Here is a 14,532-nt window from a genome sequence, read left to right as displayed (position 1 = left end):
GTACCCACAGGCGCTCGATGCTCATGACTCCGACCCTCCCCCGCAGACCCCGCTGGCGCAGCCTGGCCCTGCTCGCCCTGTGCCTGGCACCGTTGCTGTGGCCGCTGGAGCATCTGGCCGAGCGCTATTACCGCAGCGAACTGGCCGGGCAGAACCGTCAGACCCTCGACCTGTATGTCGCCAACCTGCTGGGGACCCTGCATCGCTATGAAGTGTTGCCGCAGATCCTCGGCGACCTCCCGGCCCTGCGCGCCGTTCTTGGCGCACCGGACGATGGCGTGACCCAGGGCAATGCCAATCGCCTGCTGAAAAACATCAGCACCCAGACCGGCGCTGAAGTCATTTACCTGATGGACACCACGGGCAAGACGCTGGCGGCGTCCAACTGGGACAAGCACGACAGTTTCGTCGGACGCAATTTTTCGTTCAGGCCGTATTTCAGCGAAGCCATGGCCGGACGGCTGGGGCGGTTTTTCGGACTCGGCACCACATCCGCCAAACGTGGTTACTTCTTCGCCGCTGCCGTGCGTGACGGCGAAAAAGTCAAAGGCGTGCTGGTGGTCAAAGTCGACCTGGACCACACCGAAAGCCTCTGGGGCAAAACCCCTGAACAACTGCTGCTGACCGATCACAACGGCGTGGTCATCCTGACCTCGCGACCTGAATGGCGCTTTCGCTCGACCCGCCCCCTAAGTGAAGAAGAGGGCCGGGCTATCAGCGCGATCCAGCCCTATCCAACCCGCGAACCGAAGCCGTTGAAGCTCAATCCCAATGCCTGGCTAACCCAGACCCAGCAGATCGCGGAAACCGGCTGGAACGTCAGCATCCTGGCCCCACGCACCCTGATCGATCGCCCGGTGCGCACCGTGGTCGCCATCGGTGGTGCGACGCTATTGGTGGTAATGCTGTTGCTCGGTCTGATGATGCAGCGCCGCCGCCACTACCTGGAACGGATCGCCTTCGAAGCCAAGGCCCGGCGCGAGCTGGAAGGCCGGGTCGCCGAGCGCACCAGCGACCTGGAAGGCCTCAACCGTCGCCTCAAACAGGAAGTGCTGGAGCGCGAGCAGGCCCAGCAAGAGCTGGTGCGCGCCCAGGATGATCTGGTGCAGGCCGGCAAACTGTCGGCGCTGGGGACGATGTCGGCGAGCATCAGCCACGAACTCAACCAGCCACTGGCCGCCATCCGCAGCTACGCGGAAAACGCGGAGGTGTTGCTCGACCACCAGCGCACCGACGATGCCCGCGGCAATCTGAAGTTGATCAGTGAACTGACCGGGCGCATGGCCTCGATCATCGCCCATTTGCGGGCCTTTGCCCGGCGCGATCGCCATGCGCCCGAAAGCGTTGCCCTGCAACCGGCGCTGGACGACGCCCTGGCCTTGCTGGCCAAGCGGCGGCGCAGCATGGACGTCGAACTGATCCGCGATTTGCCCGCCGCCACCTTGTGGGTCGAGGCCGGGGAAACCCGACTGCGCCAGGTGCTCGGCAACCTGCTGGCCAACGCCCTGGACGCCCTGACCGAAAAAGGCCCGCCGCGTAAACTCTGGTTGAGTGCCCACGCCAGCGCCGATGGCGTCAACCTGTACATTCGCGACAACGGCCCCGGCTTCTGCATGGAGGCCCTTGGCCGCGCCAGCGAGCCTTTCTACACCACCAAGACCCGCACTCAAGGGCTTGGCTTGGGGTTGGCCATCTGCGAGACCCTGATGCGCGCCTTCGGCGGTGAACTGTCGTTCGCCAACCACAAGGAGGGTGGCGCCCTGATTACCCTGAAACTGCGCGCAGGCGCACCGGGCGTGAGCCTGCAACCGTCCGAGGACCGAAGTGCATGACCATCGACAATCGCATCCAGGTTGTGTTGATCGACGACGATCCCCACTTGCGTCAGGCCCTGGGGCAGACCCTCGATCTGGCTGGCCTGAAAATTCTGCCGTTGGCCGAAGCCAAGGGCCTCGCCGCACAACTGGAACGTGATTGGCCAGGGGTGGTGGTCAGCGACATTCGCATGCCCGGCATGGACGGTCTCGAACTTCTGACGGAACTCCACGCTCAAGACCCGGATCTGCCGGTGTTGCTGATCACCGGTCACGGCGATGTGCCGTTGGCGGTGCAAGCCATGCGCGCGGGCGCTTATGACTTTCTGGAAAAACCCTTCGCCAGCGATGCCCTGCTCGACAGCGTTCGTCGCGCCCTGGCCTTGCGCCGATTGGTATTGGATAACCGCAGCCTGCGCCTGGCCCTGAGTGATCGCAATGAGTTGAGCGCCCGACTGGTCGGGCAATCGCCATCGATGCTGCGCCTGCGCGAACAAATCGGTGCCTTGGCGGCGACCAAGGCCGATGTGTTGATCCTCGGTGAAACCGGCGCCGGCAAAGAAGTAGTGGCGCGGGCGCTGCATGATTTGTCGAGCCGCCGCAACGGTCCGTTCGTGGCGATCAACGCCGGGGCGCTGGCCGAGTCGGTGGTCGAGAGCGAGCTGTTCGGTCATGAGCCGGGCGCCTTCACGGGCGCGCAGAAGCGACGCATCGGCAAGTTCGAATTCGCCAACGGCGGCACACTGTTCCTCGATGAAATCGAAAGCATGAGCCTGGACGTGCAAGTGAAGCTGCTGCGTTTGCTGCAAGAGCGGGTGGTTGAACGCCTGGGCGGCAATCAGTTGATCCCGCTGGACATCCGCATCATTGCCGCGACCAAGGAAGACCTGCGCCAGGCTGCTGATCAGGGGCGTTTCCGCGCCGACTTGTACTACCGGCTGAACGTCGCGCCACTGCGCATTCCACCGTTGCGTGAACGAGGCGAAGATGCGCTGGTGCTGTTCCAGCATTTTGCCGATGAGGCCAGTGCCCGCCACGGCTTGCCACCCCATGAATTGCAACCGGGCCAACGTGCCCTGCTGCTGCGCCACACCTGGCCCGGCAACGTGCGCGAACTGCAAAACGCCGCCGAACGCTTTGCCCTCGGCCTGGAACTGGCGCTGGACAACAGCGAGGTGCAAAGTGCCGCCGGCATCGGGGTGGACATGGTCAGCGGCGGACTGAGCGAGCAAGTGGAAAACTTCGAAAAAACCCTGATTGCCGCCGAACTGGCACGCTCCCACAGCTCGGTGCGCAGCGTCGCCGAAGCCCTGGGCATTCCACGCAAGACCTTGCACGACAAATTGCGCAAACACGGCCTGAGCTTCGCCGACAGCGGTGCCGCCAGCCACACTGACGAACTCGATTAAGCTAACGTCAACCATCCACCACACAAGAGGCCGCTGAATGAGCCGCGACAGTCGTCAACTGGAATCCGTCCTCCACCACGACATTCCCCTCACCCGGGACATGGGCCTCAAAGTGCTCGACTGGCACGATCATCAACTGCGCCTGCACATGCCGCTGGAGGCCAACGTCAACCACAAGAGCACCATGTTCGGCGGCAGCCTTTATTGCGGCGCGGTGCTGGCCGGTTGGGGCTGGCTGTATTTGCGCCTGAAAGAAGAAGGCATTACGGACGGGCACATCGTGATTCAGGAAGGGCAGATCCACTATCCGCTGCCGGTGACGGGCGATGCACACGCCATTTGCCAGGCACCGAGCGCACAGGTGTGGAAGAAATTCCTGGCCATGTACCAGCGTTACGGCCGTGCTCGCCTGAGCCTGCCTACGCGGGTGGTGAATGCAGGCAGCGATGAGGATGCGGTGAAGTTTATCGGGCAGTACGTCCTCCACCGCTAAACATCAGAACCTACACGAAACCTGTGGCGAGGGAGCTTGCTCCCTCGCCACAAAATGATGCAGGGCTCAGGAACGCGCCAGCTCCAGAAGTTTTTCGCGCCAAGCCGCCTTCGCCGGCAATGCCAGGAAAAACTCATTCAACAGCGACTCCCGCGCCGGATAACTGAATGGCGCACCGCTCAGATCCAGCACCTCACCGCCCGCCCCTTCCAGCACACCCTGCGCCGCCGCCGTGTCCCACTGTGAAGTCGGCGCCAGGCGCGGATAACAATCGGCCGCGCCTTCGGCCAGCAGGCAAAACTTCAGCGAACTGCCGATATTCGCCAGTTCCAGCTCGCCCAGGCTGGCGCTCAATCCGGCCAATAGACGTTCCTGTTCCGGGCTGGAATGGCGGCGACTGGCGACCACCGTAAACGCTGCACCCGTCGGCGGCACCTCGCGAACCTGAATCGGCAGCGGCTCGGCGCCCTTGTCGCCACGCCACGCGCCCAACCCGCAACCCCCTACATAAAAACGCCCGTTGGTCGGCATCGAAACGACGCCAAATACCACGCGTCCCTGCTCGATAAGCGCGATGTTGACGGTGAACTCTTCGCTGCCGGAGATGAATTCCTTGGTGCCGTCCAGCGGGTCAACCAGCCACCAACGCTGCCACCCGGCGCGTACGCCCTGAGGAATGTTGGCGTCTTCTTCGGACAATACCGGGATGCTCGGGTCCAGCGCTGTCAGCCCGGCCAGAATCAGGTGATGGGCGGCCAGGTCGGCGGCGGTGACAGGCGAGTCGTCAGCCTTGGCGGTGACGGCGGTACCCGTGCGCCAGAACGGTAAAATCGCTTCACCCGCCTTTAAGGCCAGCTCGACCACCGGGGCCATCAAGGGGTGCGGAAAATTCATGGCAGAAACACCCCGCGCTGGGTCAGCAGATCGCGGGCCAGATACAACGCCGCCAAGGCACGGCCTTCGGTGAATTGCGGGTTTTGCGCCAGCGCCGACAGCTCGCGCAGGTTGACCTTGCCCTGACCCATCGGCTCCGGCTCGTCACCCTCCAGGCGCTCTTCGTACAGATCGGTGGCCAGCACCACCTGGATTTTCTGGCTCATGTAGCCGGGGGACAACGACAGTTCCGTCAAGTGTTCAAGCTGCCGTGCGCCAAACCCGGCCTCTTCCTTGAGCTCACGCTCCGCCGCTGCCAGCACGTCTTCGCCGGGCTCGATCAGGCCTTTGGGCAGCGACAGTTCGTATTCATCGGTTCCGCCGCAATATTCCTCGACCAGCACCGCATGGTCCGCATCGAGCATCGCCACGATCATCACCGCGCCATACCCGGCGCCTTTGCCGACCAACCGCTCATAGGTGCGCTCCACGCCATTGGAAAAACGCAATTTCAGCTCCTCCACGCAGAATAAACGGCTGGTGGCGACGATCTCGCGGGCGAGGATGGTGGGTTTCTGGCGCATGAAAGAGGCTCCTGGGCGTTAGCGGGTTACTATACCCGGCCTATCCTGAATGTTTACCTCGGATACCTTTTTTACCGCTGGAGAAGTTTTTTATGTCCCCGCTGCCCTGGCACGACATCGACACCGTTCTGCTGGACATGGACGGCACGCTGTTGGATCTGCACTTCGACAACCATTTCTGGCTGGAGCACTTGCCCCAGCGCTATGCCGAACTGCATGGGGTCAGCCGGGTCATGGCCGAGCTGGAGTTGAAGCCGTTGTTCGAGCGCCATGCCGGGCAGTTGCAGTGGTACTGCCTGGATTTCTGGAGTGCCGAACTGAATCTGCCCGTGCGCGAGCTGAAACTGGAAACCGCCCACCTGATCGCCCTGCGTCCGGACGCAGACACCTTTCTGGCGGCGATCAAGCGAGCCGGTAAACGCGTGGTGCTGATCACCAACGCTCACCGTGATTCATTGTCGTTGAAGCTGGAAAAAGTCGAACTGGCGCCCTACTTCGAACGTTTGATCAGCTCCCACGACTACGGTTTTCCAAAGGAAAACCCGCAATTCTGGGACGCATTGCACGCCGACATCGACTTCAACCCGGCCCGCAGCTTGTTTATCGACGACACCTTGCCGATCTTGCGCAGTGCACGGAATTTTGGCGTGGCGCACCTGTTGGCCGTGAGCGAACCGGACAGCCGCCAAGGGCCAAAGGACACGGCGGAGTTTGCGGCGGTGGGGGATTATCGGGATTTGATTGCCGGGCTCTGAGACCGAGGCCACGCTCCCACAGGATCAGTGTCGTTCGCAGCCTTCGTGAACGACACTGATCCTGTGGGAGCGTGGCTTGCCCGCGAAGGCCATCACACGGTCTGGAGTCTTACTCGGGAATCCGCAACACCTGCCCCGGGTAAATCTTGTCCGGGTGTTTGAGTTGCGGTTTGTTGGCCTCGAAGATTTTTTGATACTTGTTTGGATCGCCATACACACGCTTGGAAATCGCGCTGAGTGTGTCGCCTTTCTCGACCGTGACAAACTTCGCGGCCGTGGTCACGGGGCCGGTTACGGTGATTTGATCGTCAACACCGCTGACGCCGGCGACGTTGCCCAAAGCCAACAGGATTTTTTCCTTCTCTTCCTGACTGCCCGCTTCACCCGTGGCGATGACTTTATCGCCCTCGACCTTCACCTGGATCCTGGAAGTATCGATCCCCGTCAGTGCGCTCTGCACATGCTTGGTCAACGCTTCGCTGTTGGCTTCGGCCTTGTCCGGCGTCAGCGCATCGAGGATTTTCTCTCCGGCTTCTTTAAGAAAACTGAACAGGCTCATCGTGTGCTCTCCCTGGGAATTAGTGTCCAGACGCAAAAGCCTAGACCACAGAGGCCAAACACGACTCAAACCCGACCAATGACGCCGCTTCCCCCCAAACGATAGAATCCGCACATTCCCGCACCCTGGAGCGAAGATGGACATCAAGCAGCTGAAATTCCTCATCGCTCTCGATGAAACCCGGCATTTCGGCCAGGCCGCCGCGCGCTGCCACATTACCCAGCCGACCCTGTCCATGCGCCTGCGTAACCTCGAAGAAGAACTCGATCTGCCGCTGGTCAATCGTGGACAACGCTTCGAGGGCTTCACCGCGCCGGGGGAACGGGTACTGGCCTGGGCCCGCACCGTGCTGGCAGCCTATGACGGCTTGTACGCCGAGGCGGCGGCCTGTCGCGGCAATCTGGTCGGCACCTTGCGCTTGGGCGTGGTGCCGCTGTCGAGCTTCGACCCACTGCCGCTGTTGCAGCGCCTGCACGCAGAGCACCCCAACCTGCGCTTCGAATTGTCGGCGCTGAGCTCGGAGCAGATCCTTGAACAATTGGCGAACAATCGCCTGGATCTCGGCGTGTCGTACCTCGAACGTCTGGATGCCGAACGCTTCGACTCACTCACCTTCAACGAAACCCGCATGGGCCTGCTTTACGATCAGCGCTTCTTCACCTTTGGCGACGCGCCGCTGAGTTGGGAATCGTTGATCGAGCTGCCGCTGGGCATGCTCACCAGCGGCATGCATTTCCGCCAATCCATCGACCATAACTTTCACAGCCGTGGCCTCACCCCAGAGCCGTTGTTGCAGACCGATGCGGTGCATCAACTTTTACAAGCCGTGCACGGCGGCTTGTGCTGCGCCGTGATGCCACTGGAGGGTGGTCTGGAAAGCCTGACTGATCATTTGCGCCTGCAGCCGATCGAAAACGCCCAGACCCTTGGCCGGCTGGGGCTGATCATGCGTCGCAGCGCGCCACGTTCGGCGCTGGCAGAGGCGTGCTTCGCGATTTTCCAACAATCGTTGGCGGGCAATTGATCGACGGCATCTATCGGTAGATCAGTATTAGCGATTAGACGCGACAAGTTGACGCGCCTAGTCTTAAAGCTGATCAATCCGTCGGTGATGCCATGAACGCCAAGCGCCCTGCCTGCGAGGCGCCTGCCCTCGAAACGCCTGCGCCTGCTGCCAGCCAGACCTACAGCTACAGCAACCTTGAATGCTCCGAATCGGACAGCACTGCGCTGGCCGAGGAAGTGGCGTTGGCGATTGCCTATAACGGCATCAGCCAGGCAGTCATGCTGATCACACCCACGGACCTGGAAGACTTTATCGTCGGATTCAGCCTGGGCAGCGGCATTATCCAGGACGCCACTGATATCTATGACCTGCAACTCAGCGGTTCGGGGTCGGCGCAATATGCGCAAGTGACCATCGCCAACCGCGCGTTCTGGAACCTCAAGCAGCAACGTCGGCAACTGGCCGGCACCAGCGGTTGCGGGCTCTGCGGCGTGGAAGCGGTCGAGCAAGCGTTGCCGGACCTCAAGGTGTTGCCCGGGGCGCCACTGCCGCCTGCCGAGTGGCTCGACGGCCTGCGCCAGCGTATCGGCGCGTTCCAGCCGCTGGGCCAGTACAGCGGCGCGGTGCACGCGGCGGTGTTCATGAACGACAAAGGTGAGTTGTTGCTGGGCCGTGAAGACATCGGCCGGCACAACGCCCTCGATAAGCTGATCGGCGGACTGATCCGTCGCAACATCCCGACCACGGGCGGACTGGTGATCGTCACCAGCCGTTGCAGCCTCGAACTGATCCAGAAAGTCTTACGCGCCGGCATCCAGACCCTTGTCAGCCTGTCGTCGCCCACGGGCCTTGCCGTGCAATGGGCCCGTCGTCACAACCTCAATCTCATCCATCTGCCACAAAAGAATGCGCCGCGGGTCTACAGCCCGGCTTTGGAGAATCAAGCGTGAGTCAACATCGTCAAGCCGACCAGACACCCGTCCCCCGCTACAAGCCCTACAAAGGCGCAGCCGGTGGCTGGGGCGCCCTGATCAGTGTCGCCCACGCCTGGTTGACCAGTGACAACGCGCTGAAGAACCTGCGCATGATGCTCAAGACCAACAAGAACGGCGGCTTCGACTGCCCGGGTTGCGCCTGGGGCGATTCGCTGGAAGGCGGCATGGTGGCGTTCTGCGAGAACGGCGCCAAAGCGGTGAACTGGGAAGCGACCAAACGGCGTGTCGATGCGGCATTCTTTGCCAGACATAGCGTCACCTCCCTGCTGGAACAGAGCGACTACTGGCTCGAATATCAGGGCCGGATCACCGAGCCCATGAGCTATGACGCCGAAACCGATCGCTACAAGCCGATCAGCTGGGACGCAGCATTCTCTTTGATCGCCAAACATTTGCAGGGGCTGTCGAGCCCGGATCAGGCCGAGTTCTACACCTCGGGACGGGCCAGCAACGAAGCGGCGTTCCTCTATCAATTGTTCGTGCGCGCCTATGGCACCAATAACTTTCCCGACTGCTCGAACATGTGCCACGAGGCCAGCGGTGTTGCGTTGTCGCAGAGTGTTGGGGTCGGCAAAGGCACCGTGACCTTCGATGACTTCGAACACGCCGATGCGATTTTCGTCTGGGGCCAGAACCCCGGCACCAACCACCCACGGATGCTCGAGCCGCTGCGTGAAGCCGTCAAACGCGGCGCGCAAGTGGTGTGCATCAACCCGCTCAAAGAACGGGGCCTGGAACGCTTCCAGCACCCGCAGCACCCGATCGAAATGCTCACCAACGGTGACAAGCCGACCAACACCGCCTACTTCCGTCCTGCACTGGGGGGTGACATGGCGGTGATGCGCGGCATGGCCAAGTTCCTGCTGCAATGGGAGCGCGACGCGCAGAAGGCAGGCGCCCCGGCGGTGTTCGATCACGCCTTCCTCAACGAACACAGTGTGAACGTGCTCGACTATCTGGCCGTGATCGACCAGACCTCGTGGGAGCAGATCGTCGAGCAATCGGGCCTGACCCTGGTCGAGATCGAGCAAGCGGCAAGCATGTACGCCAAGAGCAAGAACGTCATCATGTGCTGGGCCATGGGCATCACCCAGCATCGCCACTCGGTGGCGACCATCCAGGAAATCGCCAACCTGCAACTGCTGCGCGGCAACATCGGCCGGCCGGGCGCGGGCCTGTGCCCGGTACGTGGTCACAGTAACGTGCAGGGCGACCGAACCATGGGCATCAACGAACGTCCGCCGGTGGCGTTCCTCGATGCGCTGGAGCGTCGCTTCCAGTTCAAGGTCCCCCGTGAAAACGGTCACAACGTGGTCGAGGCGATCCACGCCATGGCCGAAGGTCGGGCAAAAGTGTTCATCGCCCTCGGCGGCAACTTCGCCCAAGCCACCCCTGATAGCCCACGAACCTTCCAGGCCCTGAGCAATTGCGACCTGACAGTGCAGATCAGCACCAAGCTCAACCGCAGCCATCTGGCCCACGGTAAGGACGCCCTGATCCTGCCATGCCTGGGCCGGACCGATATCGACCGGCAAACCGAAGGCCCTCAAGCGGTGACCGTCGAAGACTCGTTCAGCATGGTCCACGCCTCCAACGGCCAGTTGGAGCCGCTGTCGAACCAGATGCGCTCGGAGCCTGCGATTCTTGCCGGTATCGCCGCAGCCACCCTGGGCAGCCACCCGGTCGACTGGAACTGGCTGGTGGCCGACTACCGCCGCATCCGCGACCTGATTGCCGACACCATTCCCGGCTTCAAGGACTTCAACGACAAGCTCAAGAACCCGGGCGGTTTTTACCTGGGCAACAGTGCCGGCGCTCGCCAGTGGAACACCGCGTCAGGCCGGGCCAATTTCCGCCCGAACGCACTGCCCAAGGACCTGGTGCACGAACGCACTCGCGCCACCGGTGTGCTGCCGGATCTGATCATGCAATCGATGCGCTCCCACGATCAGTACAACACCACCATCTATGGTCTCAACGATCGTTATCGTGGGGTGAAAGGTCAGCGTGATGTGATATTCGTCAATGAAGCCGACATCATTCGCCTGGGCTTCAAGCCGGGGCAGAAGGCTGACATCGTGTCGATCTGGGACGATGGCGTCGAGCGTCGGGTGAAAGGCTTCACACTGCTGGCGTTTGATATCCCGGCCGGGCAAGCAGCCGCGTACTATCCGGAAGTGAATCCGCTGATACCCCTGGAAAGCACCGGGGATGGCAGCCATACACCGACCTCGAAGTTCGTGGCGATCCGGCTGGAAGCGGCGAGTGAGAGTGGGTTGATCCTCGCTAAATCGGCTTAACGCGGCATCCGGTTTGGCCTCTTCGCGAGCAGGCTCGCTCCCACATTAGTGCTTCAGTGAACACAGTATTTGTGTTCGACTAAGATCCACTGTGGGGGCGAGCCTGCTCGCGATGGCGTCGGACGAAACACCTCAGGTAGTGGCACTGTCAAAGCATTTTCAAACGCCCACAAAAAAGGCCGTTTTTTCACAAAAACGGCCAATCCGAAGTAGCTAAAGACCGGCGAAAAACACTTAAGTTCCGCCCAAAAAACAGCAACTTATAGAAATGTGCTCAAGTCGTGTTACTCGTCGGATTTCGATTGTCACGCCCATCCCAGAGCCTCAGGATCGCGCCGTCATCCCCTTGAGGTTCCCCCATGAAGTTCTCCTCGATTCTCTTGTTGTCCCTTGGCCTGGTCAGTGGCATGGCGTCCGCTGGCGGCAACACCGAAGCAGGTGTGGGCGGCGCATTGGGCGGGGTTTTAGGCTCAGTCGTCGGCCAGTCACTTGGCGGCAATACCGGTTCAACCATCGGCGCAGCCCTGGGTGGTGCGGGTGGTAGCGCAGTCGGCGCAAACAAACACAGCCGTGGCGAAGCCGCCATTGGTGGTGCACTAGGCGCAGCAGGCGGTAACGTGGTCGGCCGCAGCATGGGCGGCACCACCGGCAGCCTGATCGGCTCCGCGGCAGGCGGCGGCGCCGGTGGCGCGCTGGGTAACTACATGGGCACCAAGGCCGATGATGAAGACGACAATGATGGTCGTCGTGGCGACCGTCGCTACTACCGTGACGACTATCGTCATGACCGTGGTCACCACTATGGCCACCACAAGCACCACAAATACTGGCGCCACCGCGACTAACCATAACGGTGTCGCGCGCAGGTAAAAAATCGCAGCCCTCGGGCTGCGATTTTTTTTGCCCGGTCTAAACCACCAAACGTTCCAAAGCCCCACGCAACCCGCTCGGAATCGCCACCGGCTGATTCGACGCACGGTCAACAAACACATGCACGAAACGCCCCGCTGCACAGGCCTCGTCTTCGCCCTGCTTGAACACCGCCAATTCATACTGCACTGAGCTGTTGCCCAGCTTGCCCACCCGCAGCCCGATTTCGATCCGATCCGGGAACGCGATGGAAGCGAAGTAATCGCACGCCGAACTCACCACGAACCCCACCACCTCACCATCATGGATATCCAGGCCGCCGACTTCGATCAGGTAGGTGTTCACTGCCGTGTCGAAAAAGCTGTAGTAGGTAACGTTGTTGACGTGACCGTAGGCGTCGTTGTCATGCCAACGGGTGGTGATGGGTTGGAAATGCGGGTAGTCGGTGCGTAGGGGCATCGGGTTGGACATCAGTGTCGGTTCCTGAGATTGAATGGCCAGTTTATTGCGCAAACCGCGTTGCGCCCATCGCGAGCAAGTCGGATCGCCGCACCGTCGCGCCTACATTGATCGGGTTTCAGCCCGCTAAATGCTGTTCGGCCCACGCGCGCACCTTGGCATACGGATAATCCTCCAACGACGCATACCCGGAAATCGTCCGCACCTTGAGCCTGGTGAACAGCGGCACGCTGATCCCGCACAGAAACCGTGTCACGCGCTCGGCTGAAGGCACGCTGCCGGTGTGCTGCTCATGCCTGTGGATAAAATTACCGCACAACGCCTCGAAATTCTTATCCACAAGGGCCGGTAATGCCGGAGGCTCTGGCAGTCGCGCCACTTGCCCATGGCATACCGAACAATGCCCACACTGTCGGGGCGCATTTTCGTCGCCGAAGTACTCGGCCAGGCGATAGCCCAGGCAATGGTCGGTGGCGAACAGATCGAGCATGGCGTGGATTCGTGCGATTTCGGTTTGCTCATGACGAACAAAGTAAGCATGCAGTTCCCCGCTCAGTGCGGCGCCGTCAAAGTCCGATTGCAGCAGGCTGTAGACCTCTGTCATCAGCTTGCTTTCAAGCTCCACCCACCCCTTCTCCTGGAAGTAATCCAGCGCCTTGACCACCCGGTTGCGCTCAGCCTGATGCTGCTCGTACAACGCCTCGAAATTCACCGTGGCCCAGGTCCGCGCACGGCTGGAGGTCTGGATGATGGCCGCGACGAAGTCCCTGCGCTCGCCTTCGAAACGGGCCAGCAGTTCCTCCGGCTCCAGCAAATATTTGAAACGGTACTCAGCGTAGTAGGCATAACGCGGGGCGATGATTGCGCGCAACTCCAGCTGCACCAGCAAGGTTTTGAGCGGGAGTTGCCGAATATTGCTGTTGTCCGCCAGCGGCCCCAGCAGAAACTCCCACTGCCCTTCAGGCGCACAAGCTTGCAGCTCGTCGAGCACACGGCGTATGCCATCGCGCTCAGGCGTATCGCCGTAGACGAAGTTTTCCAGCACGTTGAGGCTGTCGCGATTGGCCAGTACCAGGCAGTCGGACGGTTGCCCGTCACGCCCGGCACGACCGATTTCCTGGCTGTAGTTTTCGATGGATTTGGGCAGGTCGAAATGCACCACGTTGCGGATGTCGCTCTTGTCGATGCCCATGCCGAACGCGATGGTGGCAACAATGCAATTGGACTGCCCGGCCATGAAGCGTTTCTGGATGCCGTCGCGCTGATCGTGGGGTAAGCCGGCGTGATAGGCCTCGGCCTGAATACCATTGCGGCTCAAGTGCTCGGCGATCTGTTCGGCGGTTTTTTGCAGGGTGACGTAGACGATGCTCGGCTGGCCGGGGCGCTCGCCCATCCATTCGACGAGGCGTCGACGTTTGTCCTGCCCACGCACGGGTTCGACCCATAGATTGAGGTTCGGCCGGTAGAAACCGGTGGTCACCACATCTTCGGCAGCGATGGAGAATTTGGCCTGCATGTCGGCAATGACTTTTGGCGTCGCGGTGGCCGTTAGCAGTAGAACCTGAGGGATGTTGAACTCGCGCTGGTAGTCCGGAAGCTTGAGGTAATCCGGGCGGAAGTTGTGGCCCCACTCCGAAATGCAGTGCGCCTCGTCCACCACCAGCAGCGAGATCGGCACCTGCTGCAAAAAATTGCGGAAGCGTTCGTTCTTCAGGCGCTCCACGGAAATCATCAAAATCTTCAATTCGCCGGACCTGGCACGGGCCATGACATCACTGGCGTCATCGCGGCTCTGCGCCGAATCGATACTGCCCGCCGCAATGCCGTGGCGCTGCAGGAACGCCAACTGGTCCTGCATCAACGCCAACAGCGGCGAAACCACCAGCGTCAGGTGCGGCAGCATCACCGCCGGTAGCTGATAGCACAGGGATTTACCGGAGCCGGTGGGGAAAATCGCCGCCGCCGAACGCCCGGCCAGCACCGCGCTGACTGCTCTCTCCTGACCGGGTCGAAACTGTGGATAACCGAAAACCTGTTCCAGGGTGTTGTGCATAAGCTGTCACTCCGTTGACCGCTGCGATGGGCAAAGCCTAGTTGGCGATGGCAGCGAGTCGAGAAAAGGTCGGGGCAAAAAACGATACGGGATGATACAGCGGATGGCTTGGAGGGATGGCAAGGCTTGGGAGATTGGCTAACCGGCAGACCGCTTTCGCGAGCAGGCTCGCTCCCACAGATAGTCCTCACCAAATACAAAAATTGTGTACGACGCAAACCCACTGTGGGAGCGAGCCTGCTCGCGAAGAGGCCTGCGCATTCGCCGCAAAAATCGAAATGCCCTACCACTTCTGAAGCCCCTGCAAGCGAGAATCACTGCGCGCAACCTGACAATCCCGTAGGTATTTTTACCATCGGCAC

At 61.2% G+C, this 14,532-nt stretch carries 13 protein-coding genes; 8 read left to right on the top strand and 5 right to left on the bottom strand.

The genetic code is table 11. From position 1 onward, the window contains the following. Positions 1–23 precede the first annotated feature (23 nt). Genes LAB08_RS01265 through LAB08_RS01255 form a run of 3 tightly spaced genes read left to right on the top strand, consistent with a single transcriptional unit; the run spans position 24 to position 3,716 of the window. A complete protein-coding gene (locus LAB08_RS01265; RefSeq protein ID WP_096513897.1) occupies positions 24–1,832 on the top strand; it encodes a sensor histidine kinase in 1,809 nt (602 codons plus the stop codon). After that, on the top strand, positions 1,829–3,223 hold the full coding sequence (locus LAB08_RS01260; RefSeq protein WP_096513898.1) for a sigma-54-dependent transcriptional regulator: 1,395 nt from the start codon (positions 1,829–1,831) through the stop codon (positions 3,221–3,223). The genes LAB08_RS01265 and LAB08_RS01260 overlap by 4 nt, the downstream gene beginning before the upstream one ends. 37 nt (positions 3,224–3,260) lie before the next feature. Further along, a complete protein-coding gene (locus LAB08_RS01255; protein WP_096513899.1) occupies positions 3,261–3,716 on the top strand; it encodes a thioesterase domain-containing protein in 456 nt (151 codons plus the stop codon). Positions 3,717–3,782: 66 nt separating this feature from the next. Here LAB08_RS01255 and cysQ read toward each other — a convergent pair whose 3' ends face one another. Then, positions 3,783–4,610 carry a 3'(2'),5'-bisphosphate nucleotidase CysQ gene (gene cysQ / locus LAB08_RS01250; RefSeq protein ID WP_096513900.1) on the bottom strand — a complete coding sequence of 276 codons (828 nt, stop codon included), beginning with the start codon at positions 4,608–4,610 and terminating at the stop codon, positions 3,783–3,785. Continuing rightward, positions 4,607–5,173: an ADP compounds hydrolase NudE gene (gene nudE / locus LAB08_RS01245; RefSeq protein ID WP_096513901.1), complete on the bottom strand. Its 567-nt coding sequence runs from the start codon at positions 5,171–5,173 to the stop codon at positions 4,607–4,609. The genes cysQ and nudE overlap by 4 nt, the downstream gene beginning before the upstream one ends. 92 nt (positions 5,174–5,265) lie before the next feature. Between nudE and yrfG the strand changes: the two genes are divergently transcribed. Next, positions 5,266–5,928, top strand: a complete 663-nt coding sequence (gene yrfG / locus LAB08_RS01240) for a GMP/IMP nucleotidase (RefSeq protein ID WP_096513902.1) — start codon at positions 5,266–5,268, stop codon at positions 5,926–5,928. A gap of 109 nt (positions 5,929–6,037) precedes the next feature. On the opposite strand, the gene lysM is transcribed toward yrfG, so the two are convergent. Further along, a complete protein-coding gene (gene lysM, locus LAB08_RS01235; RefSeq protein WP_096513903.1) occupies positions 6,038–6,487 on the bottom strand; it encodes a peptidoglycan-binding protein LysM in 450 nt (149 codons plus the stop codon). A gap of 136 nt (positions 6,488–6,623) precedes the next feature. On the opposite strand from lysM, the gene LAB08_RS01230 reads away from it, so the two are divergent. The 4 genes from LAB08_RS01230 to LAB08_RS01215 all read left to right on the top strand — a co-directional run bounded on the left by LAB08_RS01230 (position 6,624) and on the right by LAB08_RS01215 (position 11,633). Then, positions 6,624–7,511: a LysR family transcriptional regulator gene (locus tag LAB08_RS01230; protein ID WP_096513904.1), complete on the top strand. Its 888-nt coding sequence runs from the start codon at positions 6,624–6,626 to the stop codon at positions 7,509–7,511. A 92-nt stretch (positions 7,512–7,603) separates the two neighbouring features. Beyond that, positions 7,604–8,443 carry a formate dehydrogenase accessory sulfurtransferase FdhD gene (gene fdhD, locus LAB08_RS01225; protein WP_096513905.1) on the top strand — a complete coding sequence of 280 codons (840 nt, stop codon included), beginning with the start codon at positions 7,604–7,606 and terminating at the stop codon, positions 8,441–8,443. After that, complete coding sequence (locus LAB08_RS01220; protein ID WP_096513906.1) at positions 8,440–10,788, top strand: FdhF/YdeP family oxidoreductase; 2,349 nt, start codon at positions 8,440–8,442, stop codon at positions 10,786–10,788. Before fdhD ends, LAB08_RS01220 begins: the two co-directional genes overlap by 4 nt. Before the next feature lie 359 nt (positions 10,789–11,147). After that, positions 11,148–11,633, top strand: a complete 486-nt coding sequence (locus tag LAB08_RS01215) for a glycine zipper domain-containing protein (protein ID WP_096513907.1) — start codon at positions 11,148–11,150, stop codon at positions 11,631–11,633. Positions 11,634–11,697: 64 nt separating this feature from the next. Here the strand turns inward: LAB08_RS01215 and LAB08_RS01210 are convergent, their stop codons facing one another. Then, a complete protein-coding gene (locus tag LAB08_RS01210; RefSeq protein WP_372237726.1) occupies positions 11,698–12,129 on the bottom strand; it encodes an acyl-CoA thioesterase in 432 nt (143 codons plus the stop codon). A 106-nt stretch (positions 12,130–12,235) separates the two neighbouring features. Next, positions 12,236–14,170: a RecQ family ATP-dependent DNA helicase gene (locus LAB08_RS01205; protein ID WP_096513908.1), complete on the bottom strand. Its 1,935-nt coding sequence runs from the start codon at positions 14,168–14,170 to the stop codon at positions 12,236–12,238. Between the last annotated feature and the right edge of the window lie 362 nt (positions 14,171–14,532).

Source organism: Pseudomonas izuensis (genome assembly GCF_002356535.2).
In the GTDB taxonomy this organism is placed as follows: domain Bacteria; phylum Pseudomonadota; class Gammaproteobacteria; order Pseudomonadales; family Pseudomonadaceae; genus Aquipseudomonas; species Aquipseudomonas izuensis.
This window is presented reverse-complemented; position numbering and strand designations above follow the sequence as displayed.

What these genes read in the sequence shown, in the direction of transcription:
- LAB08_RS01265 (WP_096513897.1), top strand. Translation starts at nt 24, where the DNA reads ATGACTCCGACCCTCCCCCGCAGACCCCGCTGGCGCAGCCTGGCCCTG.
- LAB08_RS01260 (WP_096513898.1), top strand. Translation starts at nt 1,829, where the DNA reads ATGACCATCGACAATCGCATCCAGGTTGTGTTGATCGACGACGATCCC.
- LAB08_RS01255 (WP_096513899.1), top strand. Translation starts at nt 3,261, where the DNA reads ATGAGCCGCGACAGTCGTCAACTGGAATCCGTCCTCCACCACGACATT.
- cysQ (WP_096513900.1), bottom strand. Translation starts at nt 4,610, where the DNA reads ATGAATTTTCCGCACCCCTTGATGGCCCCGGTGGTCGAGCTGGCCTTA.
- nudE (WP_096513901.1), bottom strand. Translation starts at nt 5,173, where the DNA reads ATGCGCCAGAAACCCACCATCCTCGCCCGCGAGATCGTCGCCACCAGC.
- yrfG (WP_096513902.1), top strand. Translation starts at nt 5,266, where the DNA reads ATGTCCCCGCTGCCCTGGCACGACATCGACACCGTTCTGCTGGACATG.
- lysM (WP_096513903.1), bottom strand. Translation starts at nt 6,487, where the DNA reads ATGAGCCTGTTCAGTTTTCTTAAAGAAGCCGGAGAGAAAATCCTCGAT.
- LAB08_RS01230 (WP_096513904.1), top strand. Translation starts at nt 6,624, where the DNA reads ATGGACATCAAGCAGCTGAAATTCCTCATCGCTCTCGATGAAACCCGG.
- fdhD (WP_096513905.1), top strand. Translation starts at nt 7,604, where the DNA reads ATGAACGCCAAGCGCCCTGCCTGCGAGGCGCCTGCCCTCGAAACGCCT.
- LAB08_RS01215 (WP_096513907.1), top strand. Translation starts at nt 11,148, where the DNA reads ATGAAGTTCTCCTCGATTCTCTTGTTGTCCCTTGGCCTGGTCAGTGGC.
- LAB08_RS01210 (WP_372237726.1), bottom strand. Translation starts at nt 12,129, where the DNA reads ATGTCCAACCCGATGCCCCTACGCACCGACTACCCGCATTTCCAACCC.
- LAB08_RS01205 (WP_096513908.1), bottom strand. Translation starts at nt 14,170, where the DNA reads ATGCACAACACCCTGGAACAGGTTTTCGGTTATCCACAGTTTCGACCC.